This is a genomic window from Rhizobium altiplani, assembly GCF_001542405.1.
Classification (GTDB): Bacteria; Pseudomonadota; Alphaproteobacteria; order Rhizobiales; family Rhizobiaceae; genus Rhizobium; species Rhizobium altiplani.
Genome location: NZ_LNCD01000031.1, coordinates 83,753 through 96,219, shown reverse-complemented (window position 1 = coordinate 96,219; position 12,467 = coordinate 83,753). Strand labels below are relative to the sequence as shown.

Annotated in this window: 12 protein-coding genes; 1 reads left to right on the top strand and 11 read right to left on the bottom strand. The window is 58.7% G+C overall.

The annotated features are described in order from the left end of the window. Positions 1–439 precede the first annotated feature (439 nt). The gene (locus tag AS026_RS05515) at positions 440–1,321 is read right to left on the bottom strand and encodes a LysR family transcriptional regulator (protein ID WP_062368874.1); all 882 of its coding nucleotides are present in this window, start codon (positions 1,319–1,321) and stop codon (positions 440–442) included. 97 nt (positions 1,322–1,418) lie between these two features. Here AS026_RS05515 and AS026_RS05510 point away from each other — a divergent pair, with 97 nt between their 5' ends. Next, on the top strand, positions 1,419–2,165 hold the full coding sequence (locus AS026_RS05510) for a sulfite exporter TauE/SafE family protein (RefSeq protein WP_062368873.1): 747 nt from the start codon (positions 1,419–1,421) through the stop codon (positions 2,163–2,165). A 186-nt stretch (positions 2,166–2,351) separates the two neighbouring features. Here the strand turns inward: AS026_RS05510 and AS026_RS05505 are convergent, their stop codons facing one another. The 10 genes from AS026_RS05505 to AS026_RS05460 form a co-directional block, all read right to left on the bottom strand. Then, positions 2,352–3,263 (bottom strand): ABC transporter permease, encoded by a 912-nt coding sequence (locus AS026_RS05505; RefSeq protein ID WP_062368872.1) that lies wholly within the window; start codon positions 3,261–3,263, stop codon positions 2,352–2,354. Continuing rightward, entirely contained in the window at positions 3,260–4,360 is a 1,101-nt protein-coding gene (locus tag AS026_RS05500; protein WP_062368871.1) for an ABC transporter permease, read from the bottom strand. Before AS026_RS05500 ends, AS026_RS05505 begins: the two co-directional genes overlap by 4 nt. Then, positions 4,357–5,880 carry an ABC transporter ATP-binding protein gene (locus AS026_RS05495; protein WP_062368870.1) on the bottom strand — a complete coding sequence of 508 codons (1,524 nt, stop codon included), beginning with the start codon at positions 5,878–5,880 and terminating at the stop codon, positions 4,357–4,359. Before AS026_RS05495 ends, AS026_RS05500 begins: the two co-directional genes overlap by 4 nt. 3 nt (positions 5,881–5,883) lie before the next feature. Next, entirely contained in the window at positions 5,884–6,981 is a 1,098-nt protein-coding gene (locus tag AS026_RS05490; RefSeq protein ID WP_029867520.1) for a BMP family ABC transporter substrate-binding protein, read from the bottom strand. Positions 6,982–7,005: 24 nt separating this feature from the next. After that, positions 7,006–8,385, bottom strand: a complete 1,380-nt coding sequence (locus AS026_RS05485; protein ID WP_062368869.1) for an amidohydrolase — start codon at positions 8,383–8,385, stop codon at positions 7,006–7,008. Position 8,386: 1 nt separating this feature from the next. Continuing rightward, positions 8,387–9,046 (bottom strand): glutathione S-transferase family protein, encoded by a 660-nt coding sequence (locus AS026_RS05480; protein WP_062368868.1) that lies wholly within the window; start codon positions 9,044–9,046, stop codon positions 8,387–8,389. Further along, on the bottom strand, positions 9,043–9,888 hold the full coding sequence (locus tag AS026_RS05475) for an aromatic ring-hydroxylating oxygenase subunit alpha (RefSeq protein ID WP_062368867.1): 846 nt from the start codon (positions 9,886–9,888) through the stop codon (positions 9,043–9,045). The genes AS026_RS05480 and AS026_RS05475 overlap by 4 nt, the downstream gene beginning before the upstream one ends. Next, the gene (locus AS026_RS05470) at positions 9,881–10,537 is read right to left on the bottom strand and encodes a Rieske (2Fe-2S) protein (RefSeq protein ID WP_082728447.1); all 657 of its coding nucleotides are present in this window, start codon (positions 10,535–10,537) and stop codon (positions 9,881–9,883) included. The genes AS026_RS05475 and AS026_RS05470 overlap by 8 nt, the downstream gene beginning before the upstream one ends. Positions 10,538–10,696: 159 nt before the next feature. Then, positions 10,697–10,966: an acylphosphatase gene (locus AS026_RS05465; protein ID WP_062368865.1), complete on the bottom strand. Its 270-nt coding sequence runs from the start codon at positions 10,964–10,966 to the stop codon at positions 10,697–10,699. A gap of 87 nt (positions 10,967–11,053) precedes the next feature. After that, entirely contained in the window at positions 11,054–12,463 is a 1,410-nt protein-coding gene (locus AS026_RS05460) for a CehA/McbA family metallohydrolase (RefSeq protein WP_062368864.1), read from the bottom strand. Positions 12,464–12,467 lie beyond the last annotated feature (4 nt).

Genomic DNA, 12,467 nt, shown 5'->3' with positions numbered 1-12,467 from the left:
CGTCTTCGCCAGGAAAATCTGCAGCTTCAGACGATGCTTCGGCGCTTCGGCGATTATTGAATAACGGACCAGGGTCGGTGCGGCTCGTCCCGGCAAAACCGAGCCTGGTGAAGAATATTACATGCCGTCCGCTCGCTGAGTGGTGACAGGGATGGGTGTGTTCCTTACTTCTTTTCCGGGATAGCAGAGCGAACCGTGGATTCCTTACCCTGCAAATGTACGGGTCCCTGCGTCGAAGGCGAAAAAGAAACCCCGCGAATTGGCGGGGTCGTTTAGGTGGAATTAAGAGGACGCACCAAAACAGGTGCACGAGTTAAACTAGCGCAGAAGTCGTATAGGTCAACAATAAGCCCCGCTTCAAAGGCGTTCCCCGCGAAAAAGCTCTTTGCCCTACTGCTGGAGTTTCGCCTGTCGTGCGTCGGCAAATGCTGGCATCAGGTCACGCATTTGCCAAGTGGTCGAACAGCTCTCGTGCAACTGGAGTGGGATCGAATCCAGAGGCCACGCAAACGGAAAGATTTCGCCGCGCCCATGCGTCGGTTAAAGGCGTTATCCCGAAGTTATAAGCCCGCTTGCACTGCCGCGCCACCGTGTCCGGCACGATAGCGACCCCGACGCCGTTGCTTGCTGCTGCACATATGGATTCAAACCTGCGCAGGCGGATCCGATATCGGAGCACTATGCCCAGCCTCTCGGCTTGAGCGTCGAGATGGTCCTGCAATGCGCCGCCCTCCAGGCCTATAAAGTATTGCTCGGCGAGCCGGGCGAACGGGATTTCCTTTTCAGACGCGAGCCAATGTGTCTTTGCTGAGACCACGACGAGTTTGCTCACTGCGAAAGGTTTAAGGACTAAACCTTGGTGGGCAGCCGCATCCGACAATACGCCGATATCGGCGAAACCTGCAGAGACGCTTCGGGCGATTTCATGGCTTTGGCGCTCCCGCAGATCAATATCGACTTGCGGATGCGAAGCAAGCCACGACGATAGACGGATTGGAAGAACCTCAATGATGGCCGCAGTATTTGCGATGACACGAATACGCGCGCGTATGCCTTGTGCGAAGCGTCCCATTTCCCCACGCATGAGCGTCACTTGATTTAGAATCTCACGAGCGTGGTGCGAAAGCGCCTCACCCGCTTCTGTCAATGTCACGCCCCGACGACCTCGTTCGAGCAGGCGTACGCCTCCGGTTGCCTCCATTTCCCGCAGGCGCTCACTCGCCGCAGCAAGCGAAAGGTTCACCTCCGCCGATCCGTGGGTGATGCTGCCAGCGTCAGCAACAGCAAGAAAGAGGCGAAGATCGGTAAAGTCGAAGCGCATCCTCGAAGGTTACACTCCTCGTTGCCTTCGGTCCAGGCGAAGGCTGGAAACGGAACTGCCGCATTGTGGAGGATGTCAGAAGTCGTAATGAGAAGACATGAATGATGTCTCGATCTCATTGCTGCTCGCTGTCGCAGCTACATTTTTTGTCGCCGGTATCGTAAAGGGTATCACAGGGATGGGCCTTCCGACGGTCGCCATGGGTATTCTGGGCGGATTGTTGTCGCCCGTTACAGCGGCATCGCTGCTCATCATCCCCTCGTTCACAACGAATGTCTGGCAACTCATCGCAGGCCCGAACCTTGTCGCAGTCGTGCGTCGGCTTTGGCCGATGCTGGCCGGAGTTTTTGTCGGCACACTCGCCAGTACGTCTGTGCTGACAGGTGGCGAAACCCGCCTGAGCACCGTCTTCCTCGGCCTCGCGCTTACGGCATATGCGATCTACACGCTGTCAGCCAAACCCTACCATATTGACCAAACACACGAGTGTTGGCTCTCGCCCATGATTGGGTTGGCGACAGGCCTCATCGCAGGCGCAACCGGCGTGTTCGTCATTCCGGCCGTACCGTATGTGCAGGCACTTGGCTTTGAACGGGATGCTCTCGTTCAGGCGCTCGGACTATCCTTCACGATTTCGACCATCGCGCTCGCCGTTGGGCTTGCTCTGCAAGATGCATTTCAGCTCGATGGAGTAGCGCTGTCGAGTCTGGCTGTTCTTCCAGCTCTGATCGGTATGTGGGCCGGCCAGTACATGAGGAAGGCGGTTAGTCCGGCGACGTTCAAGCGCTGCTTTTTGATCGCCCTTGCGCTTCTCGGGATGGAGATGTTGCTGCGAGGCGTTTAGTCAGCCTCTCCTGGCATGACCGCTGGCCAGATCGAGACTACGCATAGGGGATCTCGCTTTGATGCTTATGGCCCTGAGAACATCGACACTCTTGGCAGGTGCGATCGGGTTAGACGGCGGCGAAGGCCTCATAATCTCGCGTCCCCCACCAGCTTCGATCGTGCTCGATGCAGCTATTTGCAACGCTCAGCGTTCGAAGGGCTCGCCGAGCGAGGCGACCCCATTCAGCTTCAACAGGCGACGATCTGCCGAAATGATGCCGAGCACGATGATGGTAACGAGGTAGGGCAGGCTTGCAAGAAGTTGCGAGGGCACGTTCAACCCTGTCGCCTGTGCGGCCAGGCCCATCAGGGAAACGGCGCCAAACAGGCACGCTCCGAGAAAGATGCGGCCAGTCAGCCACGTGCCGAAGACAACGAGCGCAATGGCAATCCAACCTCGACCAGCGATCATCCCGTCTGCCCAAAGCGGCGTGTAGACCACCGAAGCATAGGCGCCCGCAAAGCCTGCCATCGCGCCGCCGAAGGCTACAGCAATCACGCGAACAGCAATCACGTGATAGCCTATGGCGTGAGCAGCCTTGGGGTTTTCACCCACTGCCCGCACGACGAGCCCAACCTTCGAAAAGGCAAAAAAGGCCCAGATGCCGATCGTTGCGGCGAGCGACAGCCAGACGACAACGTCTTGAACAAAGATCCCACCGACGATCGGGATGTCGGACAGAAACGGAAGGGAAAGTTTGGGCAGGCCCTTGACCGTGAGGCTCTCGTAGGACTTGCCAAACAGAGCAGACAGACCCTGGCCAAGGATGCCGATCGCAAGGCCCGTTGCCACCTGGTTGGCCCTGAAGCCAAGGGCAATCAGCGCAAAGACCAGGGAAAGGGCGGCGCTGCCAAGCCCCGCGATGACAAACCCCGCAAAGTGCCCGCCGCCGTGATAGACGATGATGAAGGCCAAGGCTGCGCCAAAGGCCATCAGACCCTCCACGCCAAGGTTCAAGACCCCTGCGCGCTCAACGACCAGCTCGCCAAGTGCCGCAAGAAGAAAAGGGGTTGCGGCTGCGAGCATGCCCGCAAGAATGAACTCGATGGCATTCATGATTGGCTCCGGTGGGCGATCCGACGCCACTCAAGACGGTACCGGACGAAGGCGATTGCAACCAGGTAAGCGAGAAGGAGACTTCCCTGGAAAACCCGGACCGCCGCGATGGGCAGGTTTGCTGATACCATGGCATTGTCGCCGCCAATGTAGAGAGCCGCCATGAACAATGATGAGGCGATGATGCCGATTGGGTGCAGACCACCCAGATAGGCGACGATGATGGCCGCGTAGCCGTAGCCGGTGGAGATTGACCGCTGCAACTGTCCAAGAGGCCCGGCGACCTCAGCGGCTCCGGCAAGACCTGCGGCACATCCACCGATCAGGAGCGAGAGCCAGATTGCCCAGCCTTCCTTGAAGCCGGCATAGGCTGCAGCCCGTGGCGCCAGGCCTCCAACCTGTAGTTTGTAGCCGGCAAAGCTCCGCTGCATGAATATCCAGGCAGCCAAGGACAGCACGATTGTAATGATCAAGGAGACGTTGACCCGCGTACCCGAAATCAAGAGCGGCACCATCGCATCGTACTGGAACATGACCGATTGCGGGAAGTTGAAACCGTTCGGATCCTTCCAGGGGCCGAGCAGCAGGTAATTCAAAAGCTGTGACGCAACCAGGCTCAGCATTAGTGAAACAAGGATTTCGTTTGCATTCAGCCTGACGCGCCAGAACGCCGTGAGTGACGCCCAGAGGGCGCCACCGACTGTCCCAAGGACAAGCATCAGGGGCCAAATCCACTGGCCAGTTGCCTGAGGAAACCACACGGGAATTGCAGAGGCAAAAATGGCGCCGAGAATGAACTGGCCTTCAGCACCGATGTTGAACACCTTGGCTCGGAAGCCGATCGCGAGACCCTGGGCTATGAGCAATAGCGGCCCTGCTTTCAAAAGAACTTCCGAAAACGATGCCCACGACAGAAACGGCTCAAGCAGCATTGCATAGACGACATCGACCGGGTTGCGGCCCATCGCCATGTAGAGTGCGACATTCAAAATGGTCGCTACCGCCAGCGCCAGGAATGGCGCTGCCAACGTCGCAGAAAACGAAGCGCGTTCTCGGCGGACAAGCGTAGGCAGAAAGGCGGCAGACAAGGCATTCATGCAATGACTTTCTTTGAAGCGTCTTGCGCGCCAATCATGTAGCGGCCGATTTCCTCGGGTCGCGTTTCCTTCGTGACAAGCGGCGGGCTCAATGCGCCGTGGTGCAATACCTGGATGAAATCGCAGAGCTCGAAAAGTTCCTCAAGTTCTTCTGAAATGACGAGAATGGCCATGCCTTCGTTGCGCAACGCGACAAGACGGGCGCGAATAGCGGACGCCGCGCCAACATCCACACCCCATGTGGGCTGCGCGACAAAGAGCAGCTTCGGCGCCAACATGATCTCACGGCCAACGATGAACTTCTGAAGATTGCCGCCCGAAAGTGCGCCGGCTTCGGCGTCGGGGCCAGGCGTGCGCACATCATACTGACGGATGCAATCCTCGGTAAACGCAGACGCCCTTGTCCTGTCTATCAGGCCGTGACGAAGAAGGTTCAAAGGGTGGGCGGTCAATAGCCCGTTGAGTACGAGTGACATTTCAGGAATTGCTCCCCGTCCCAGCCGGTCCTCCGGAACGAATGCAAATCCAAGCTGGCGTCGGTGAGCTGCGTCGAGCCTTCCCACATCACGTCCCATCATGTAGATCCGGTCGCGCTGGTCTCTCGGGAGGACGATCTCGCCTGAGATCAGCGAGGCAAGCTCGCTCTGCCCGTTGCCGGAAATGCCCGCGATCCCGAGGATCTCGCCAGAACGCACCGTCAGCGCAATATCAGAAAGCGGCACCGCAAACGGATCTTCCGGCCGATGATGAAGGCCGATGATCTCAAGGCGTTTCTCGCCGCCTGAGAGCGGCACGGCAGCCATGGGCTCAGGCATGTCGCGGCCAATCATCATGCGGGCGAGGTCATGGGCATCGTGTTCTCGCGGGTCGATATGTCCCGTGACGCGGCCGCCACGCAAAATGGTTGCCCTGTCACAGATAGCCCGGATTTCCTCGAGCTTATGCGAGATAAAGAGGATCGATACACCGCCGTCCCTTAGCCGGCGCAACGTCTCGAACAGCTTTTCAACCAGCTGTGGCGGCAAAACAGATGTCGGTTCGTCGAGGATCAGCAACCTCGGACTTGTCATCAGGCAGCGGATGATCTCCACTCGCTGCCGTTCACCGACCGAAAGCGCATGCACGTGGGCGAGCGGATCGACTTCAAGGCCGAATTCCTGCCCGAGAGCGCGGACGCGTTTGACGAGATCGGCTTTTTTGCCTGGGACAACGAGTTGAATATTCTCAACGACAGTCAGGGTCTCAAACAACGAAAAATGCTGGAATACCATGCCGATACCCTTGGCCCGTGCCTCCGCCGGGGAGGCAAGGGCCAAGGGTTCGCCTTCCCAGGCGACCGACCCGCTGTCTGGTTGCTCGACGCCGTAGATCATTTTCATCAGCGTCGATTTGCCCGCCCCGTTTTCGCCGAGAATTGCATGGATCGACTGCGGGGCCACGTCCAGATCAACGGCCTGGTTGGCATGGACCTGGCCGTAGCTCTTCGAGATGCCGCGAAGCGACAGGAGCGGGGCGGTCATGGCTTACTTTGGCAGCGGCGTGGTCACGCCCTTGACGTGCCAGTCCATGGCCACGATTTCTCCATCGGTCAGGGTCTTGCCAGCGGCCGCGCCCTCGCTGCCGTCGGCCTTGCTGATCGGGCCGGTAAACGGTGAGAGACTTCCGTCGGCAATCTTTGCCTCCGCGGCCTTGATCTTGGTCATCGTGTCTGCGGGGATCGAAGGGTGCCAGTCAACAACCTCGACGACCTTGTCTGCAACACCCAAGAAGGTGTTTGCACCCTTGAACGTGCCGGCGAGATGAGCGTCGACGGAGGCCTTGAAGAACGGGGACCAATCGGTGGATACGCAGCCAAGGTATGTCTTCGGCGCGTATTTCTTCATCGACGAATTGAGGTTGAATGCGTAGACGCCAGCCTCCTCGCATGCGGAGATGACGGAGGGCGTATCCTGCGCATTGGAGAAGATCACGTCGCATTTTTGCGCAATCAGCGCCTTGGCCGCTTCCTGTTCCTTAGCCGGATCAAACCATGAGTTTACCCAGACGACCGAAACTTCGATGTTGGGGTTCACAGCCTGAGCACCGAGCGTGAACGCGTTGATCGAGGTAATCAGTTCCGGGATGGCGAAAGCGGACACGGAACCGAGCTTTCCGGTCTTTGACAGCGCGGCCGCCGCCATGCCAAGCAGATACGTCCCCTGGAAATACTTGGCCGCAAACGGCGAGAAGTTCGGGGCCACCTGGAAACCCGATGCATGCAGCACGGTGACATCAGGGTTGCGGCGAGCAATCTGCAGGGCACCGTTTTGATAGCCAAAGGAGCCTGCGATCAGGAACTTGTTTCCGTCGGCGACCGTCTTGTTCATGATGCGGTCAGCATCCGGACCTTCGGGAATGTTTTCGACGACCGTCACTTTCACCTTGTCGCCATATGCTGCCTTTATCGGTTCCAGGCCCGCAGCCAGAGCGTGACCCCAGCCAACGTCACCGATGGGCGAGGGTACGACGAGCGTGATCCCGAGCGGGCCGTCGGCCGCAAATGCGGCGCGGCCACCAAATGCGCCGGCCAGGCCGGCAGCTGCAACGCCCTGCATCAGGGTTCTTCGAGAAATGTTTGTCATGCTGGTTCCCCTTCTTTGTGATTTTTACAGTTCGACAGTCGCAAGTGCAGCTTCAGCCTCAGCAAACATCCGGCTTTCATCGAGACCGATGAACTCGCCCTTCTGCCATACAATGCGGCCATTGATCATTGTCAGGTCCGTCGGCATGCCGACACCGACCTTGGCCATCAGGCTCAGCGGATCATGGCGTGTGCCGACATAGTCCATCCGCCGCGTGTCGATCGCAAACAGGTCGGCGGCCATGCCGGGCGCCAGCCTGCCTATGTCCTTTCGACCAAGCAGAGCCGCACCGCCCGCCGTCGCATAGCCCAGGAAATCAACCGGAGGCGGGACAGGGTGGTTGCGCGTCGATGCGGTCAGGCACTGCAGCATGTAGGCGGAGTGGATGCAATGCATCAGGTTTGAGTTGTCATTCGAGGCAGCGCCGTCGCAGCCCAGTCCGACGCGAAGGCCAAAGGCTGCCATGGCGGGAATATCGGTTACTTCGGCGCCAACCAGATAGACGGGCTCCGGGCAATGGGAAACGCCGGTCCCGTCCGCAGCCATCTTGCGCAGTTCGTCGTGGGTCAGTTCCCAGCAATGGGCGTAAAAGGCATCAGGCCCCGCAAAACCCAGCTCTGCACAGTAATCGACGGTGCGCATACCATGTCGGGCCTCGATCACGGGGCTTTCACCCTCGCCAACATGGGTGTGCATCTGAACACCACGATCACGTGCCAGGGCCACCGATTCCACGAAGGTTTCACGGTAGCAGTTTACCGGCTGGCATGGGGCGACCACCACCTGGCGCATGCTGAAAGGTCGGGCATCGTGATAGGTGTCGATCAGCCGCTCGCAATCGCCAATGAACTCGTCCGTCGTTTCGAGCATCGCGTCGGGAATGGTCGAGCCTTCGGATTTCGGAAGTGTGTTGCCACCGCGGCCGGCATGAAAGCGCATGCCCAGGAGATCGGCCGCCTCGAACTGGCGGTCGATCAATCTTTTGCCGGCATGCCTCGGGAAGCAGTACTGGTGATCGAAAGCAGTCGTGCATCCGTGCTTGATCATCTCGGCCATGGCGGTGACTGAAGAGTGATAAAAGCAATCCTCGTTCAATCGCGAAAAGATCGGATAAATGCGATCAAGCCACTCGATGACCGACAGCTTCGTCCAATCGAGATCCGCACGGTTGCGCACAAAGCATTGAAAGAAGTGGTGGTGTGTATTGACGAGCCCGGGATACACGAACCAGCCGCTAGCATCTTGAACAATGGTACCGGTCGGCAGTTCGTCCTGTCCAAGATTGTCGCCAATTGCCTGAATGGCGGAACCGTTTGTCAGGACGTCAACGTTGCGACGGGTCGTCTGGCCCTTGCCCTCATCGACGATAACCGCTGCGCAATTCTTCAGAAGATAGCCGGTCATATTACTCCTCGCCCGTTCCAATCTGGGGCTCGGGCTTCAACTCATGGAGTCGGTGTATGCCTGGCATCTCTATGAAGGCATCGAGCGCGCGAATGGCGCGCGACCAGCGCCGGATCGCAGGGTAGGGGTCAAGCGAGACACCGCCATCAGGCGCGAGCGCCACGTAGGGAAAGCACGCGATGTCTGCGACCGTAGGGCGATCGGAAGCAAGGAACGGCATGCCCCGAAGATTTTGCTCGACCAGCCCGGCTTCAAGTTCGCGCAGCGCAGCAACGCCCTGCGCTTGCAACAGGGCGATATCGCCCGGGCGAAGCAACATCTCGTGGAGGCGCGCGCCGCCAAGATTTGCGGTCAGCCGGTGAGAAAAGGAAAGCCACTGTTGCAGCCTGGCCGCCTGTTCGGCCGTTCCGTCCCCAAGCCACTCCGGAGCCGCCTTTCTTGCGAGGTACACAAGCATTGCTGACGATTCCGTCAGGAGCAGATCCCCGTCCTCCAGGATAGGGATGGAGCCAGCCGGGTTGAGTGCCAGAAGTTCGGCTTTGCGATGCTCGCCGCCCGGATGAAAGTCGACCGGCCGGATATCCAGTGACAGCCCGGTCAGAGCCGCCATCAGGCGCACTTTGTAGCAACTGGGCGAGAGGATGTAATCGTAAAGCCTCATTGTGCCACCAGCTGTGCGCCATAGGTGTAATTGTGGCGCTTTAGCCAACGTCGGTAGGCTACCGATGTCAGATCGGCGCGCGTCGGTATTTCCATGCCAGGGTCGAGTGGCAAAAGACGCGGGATCTGATTTTCAAGGATCGAGCGGTCCTGCAGAAAGATCGTCTGCTGGAAATGGATGAGGTCGGTCATCGATGTTTCATCGTCAAACAGCGCCATCCACGGCCAGACATCGCAAAGATCCTCGGCCAGCGGCTGGACGAAAAGAGTAATGACGTCCCATTCACTGGGGCGCGGTGGGCAGGTTTTATAAAGCACTGAACAGGTCGGGGCCGGCACACGGTACATGTACTCTGTCGTAATCCCGCCGCTTGCCGACTTTGCTGCCTGCGGCTGGTAGAATTTGACCTGCGTTGCCCAGACTTCATCCTCGACGTCGCGAATTTCGACCTTGTAGTTCTGTACTTCCGTGTGCGGCTCGGCGCCGAGGATGTCAGTATGGACGAAAGGAAAATGAGCGATGTCGAGAAAGTTCTCGACTGCGCGAAGTGGCGAGCAGCGAACGCGAACCACACCGACATCGACAAACCGGCGACCAGGTTGGTCAGCTTCGGGAATGGAAAAGATCTCCTTTTGAGGATTCCCGATGGATGACCAGACGTGGCCATAGCGAACGCGTGACGATAAAACACGCCCGGCCGGCGTCGTCACGATCGCATTGCCGTCAGTCCCGACCGCGACCTCGATCGGTTCGCCCATCAGAGCTGTCTTGTAGGCAGTCTTCTTGACCTGGCTGAAGAGGCCGACTGGATACCACTCGTCGAGCATCGCGTCCTTACGCATCATGAGACTCCCGTGCCTGAAGGTCTTCTGCGCTTCTGCGCAGGCTTTCGGCGGCGCGCGATGCTGAGATGCGATCACGGACCGTGTTCTCACCCTCAAGAAGGACATGGACGAGGGTATGGCCCTTTTCCTGTTCGGAAAGCAGCAGCCACATCGTTTCGGATTGCTGCGTTGCCTTTAAAAGGCCGCTCGCCTCTGATTTTGCGCCCGATGCTGCTTCAATGGTGGCAATGTCGGCATTCATCGTCAACGAGCGCAATGGAACGAGGCCCTCCAATTTCGGGGGCAGATGCACGGGTTCTCCGACGGCTACCCAAATCACGCCATCGGCTTCCTCTACCTGATGGGTCGCAACGCGGATCGTGTCGGGCGGCGTAAGGCCAGGGTGGGCCGGGATACGCAGGCAGTTTCCCGCCTGCGTGTAACTCCAGCCGTGATAGATGCAGGACAGCGCCTCACCGCGTACAAAGCCATAAGACAGGCGCATGCCACGATGGGGACAGCGGTCTGCCGATGCCGCGACCCGTCCTGAATCACTTCTCCACAGGGCAATCGAGCCGGCTCTTGTGCGTGCGGGGATTACCGTCCCTGACGGCAAATCCGAAGTTAGCGCGACTGGCGACCAAAAGCCCGTCGTATCGGCTGACATGGGGGAACTTTCTCAGCATTATCAATGTTTTGCCTGCTTCAAGTCGACCGTTTAGATAGGGCGGCTCGTAGCGGACGGTGAGCACGTTTGCATAATTTTTTCGCATTGGCAACGCTGATCAAATAACGTGCAGTGGAAAATTGAAAGGCGTTGCAAGGCCTACTCTGCGTCGCTCTCGATCGGCGTGCGGAGGATGGTTTCCACCCATACATCAATCGGCCCGAGCGAGCATCCCACCTCCATCATGTCGATCAATTCTACCGGTCCGGCGACTTCGAGTTCGATCTTGTCGACACTTTGATGAGATATGGCCTGGGACAGGCCGAGCTTTGCTGCGTGACGACGGATCCACGGGACGAACGAGGCGGCTTGGAGGTCGCCAAGGATCGTCATTCGTTCGTGCAGGTGTCCGTGATGTTGTACTGTCATGAAAGTCTCGTGCTGACGCCTCCTTGACACGATAGCGCCTAAATGGACTTTCGAAACCCCTTCTTTTTCCAGTTCACAGAATCCGGTTCAACATAAGAGGGCTTTCACATAGACCGGGTTGCTGATCGCCCGGCGGATCGGCTGGCTTGCCATCTCGACGCTCCGCAGTTGCCAAGGGAGCGAACGTCCTTCGAGCGCGGCGGAGAATTCGGAAATCAAGCCTTCGCGGCTTGCAGCAGCGATGATTTCAGTGCGCAGAAAAGCCTTCGGCCTGCCGGTGAAGCCACCGGTCCAATCATCGGAACCTATCGTCTCGGTCGAAAGTATGCCGGTCGCGTCGATCCATACGAGCGTATCGCCTTTTGCGCGTTTCGTTTCCGCCGTTGCGGTAACTTCGGCCTGCGTCGTCGACCCCATCGGCTGGCCATTGACGGTCAGAGCAAGGTGCGGACCGGTTGGGCTTTCTGTTACGTAACCGCGCCCGGCCTTCATGGCGGCAAGGATCGCGTCTTCTGAAAGTTCATCGAGCCATAGCACCGTGGTCGGGCGGGCCAGAGCCAGCGGTCCTTCCGGCATCAGCCGTGCAGGCTGATGAAAGTCGCTGCCGCCAATCGCGGAAATCTTGAGGCCAGAGGCTAGTCGGTCCTGATAACGGGCGAGCGATACCCAGTTCCAGGCCATCCAGTGAGATTGCCAGACTTCCATACAGTCGATCCTGGGCAGGTCATAGTCCCACTGGATCGTCGGTTTGTCGTGGTTGATCGAAAGAAGGCCACCATGGTCATGAACAAGACGCGAGAGCGTATGGGCATGCTCAGGCTTCGTCATGCGGAAATCTATCCATTCATCGACGCCATAGACATTGGCATGTCCGACGGCGGTGGTGATTTCCATCGCACGCACAAAAATCAGTTCCGCCGAGGAATGCGGATGGAAATAGCGTCGCTGGGTGATCGTGTTGTGGTCGGCGATCGCAAGGAAATCGAGGCCTGCCTGCTTGGCCGCAGCGTGCAGGAGTTCGGGCGAGCCGGCCGCATCTGAATGAAAGGTGTGGCAATGCAGGTCGCCGCGATACCAGCCCGCGCCCTGACGTACCGGGAAAGTTCGCGCCGGCGGTGGCAAGAGTTCGCGCGATGCGCTGTCGAAGACGACTGTCAGCCGCACATCGGCACCGTCGGGCGGTACCTTGTAGAGGCCGAGCATCACCTTCCATACGCCGGCCGGAATTTCACCATGAATGTAGCCCGGTGTCGCATCATCGGTCGCAACGAAGAAACGATCCCGCGCCCCGCCGCTCCAGCCGCGAAAACCGGCCGTGGTCGGATAATCGCCGGCATGCGGATCGAGCATTCCGAGATCGATGATGCAATTGTCAGCCTTCGGGTAGGTCATCGTCACGTCGATGCGTGTCGTGTCGGCGGGAATATCGACGGGCACGTAGAAATATGGATCGGCGGCCTGATCAGCCGGGGTCACGTGAACGGTGATTTCGACCATGATG

Bases quoted from the DNA above. Each gene is read 5' to 3' on its own strand.
- AS026_RS05470 (WP_082728447.1), bottom strand. From the start codon at position 10,537: ATGTCAGCCGATACGACGGGCTTTTGGTCGCCAGTCGCGCTAACTTCG.
- AS026_RS05515 (WP_062368874.1), bottom strand. From the start codon at position 1,321: ATGCGCTTCGACTTTACCGATCTTCGCCTCTTTCTTGCTGTTGCTGAC.
- AS026_RS05500 (WP_062368871.1), bottom strand. From the start codon at position 4,360: ATGAATGCCTTGTCTGCCGCCTTTCTGCCTACGCTTGTCCGCCGAGAA.
- AS026_RS05465 (WP_062368865.1), bottom strand. From the start codon at position 10,966: ATGACAGTACAACATCACGGACACCTGCACGAACGAATGACGATCCTT.
- AS026_RS05510 (WP_062368873.1), top strand. From the start codon at position 1,419: ATGAATGATGTCTCGATCTCATTGCTGCTCGCTGTCGCAGCTACATTT.
- AS026_RS05505 (WP_062368872.1), bottom strand. From the start codon at position 3,263: ATGAATGCCATCGAGTTCATTCTTGCGGGCATGCTCGCAGCCGCAACC.
- AS026_RS05475 (WP_062368867.1), bottom strand. From the start codon at position 9,888: ATGCGTAAGGACGCGATGCTCGACGAGTGGTATCCAGTCGGCCTCTTC.
- AS026_RS05485 (WP_062368869.1), bottom strand. From the start codon at position 8,385: ATGACCGGCTATCTTCTGAAGAATTGCGCAGCGGTTATCGTCGATGAG.
- AS026_RS05480 (WP_062368868.1), bottom strand. From the start codon at position 9,046: ATGAGGCTTTACGATTACATCCTCTCGCCCAGTTGCTACAAAGTGCGC.
- AS026_RS05460 (WP_062368864.1), bottom strand. From the start codon at position 12,463: ATGGTCGAAATCACCGTTCACGTGACCCCGGCTGATCAGGCCGCCGAT.
- AS026_RS05495 (WP_062368870.1), bottom strand. From the start codon at position 5,880: ATGACCGCCCCGCTCCTGTCGCTTCGCGGCATCTCGAAGAGCTACGGC.
- AS026_RS05490 (WP_029867520.1), bottom strand. From the start codon at position 6,981: ATGACAAACATTTCTCGAAGAACCCTGATGCAGGGCGTTGCAGCTGCC.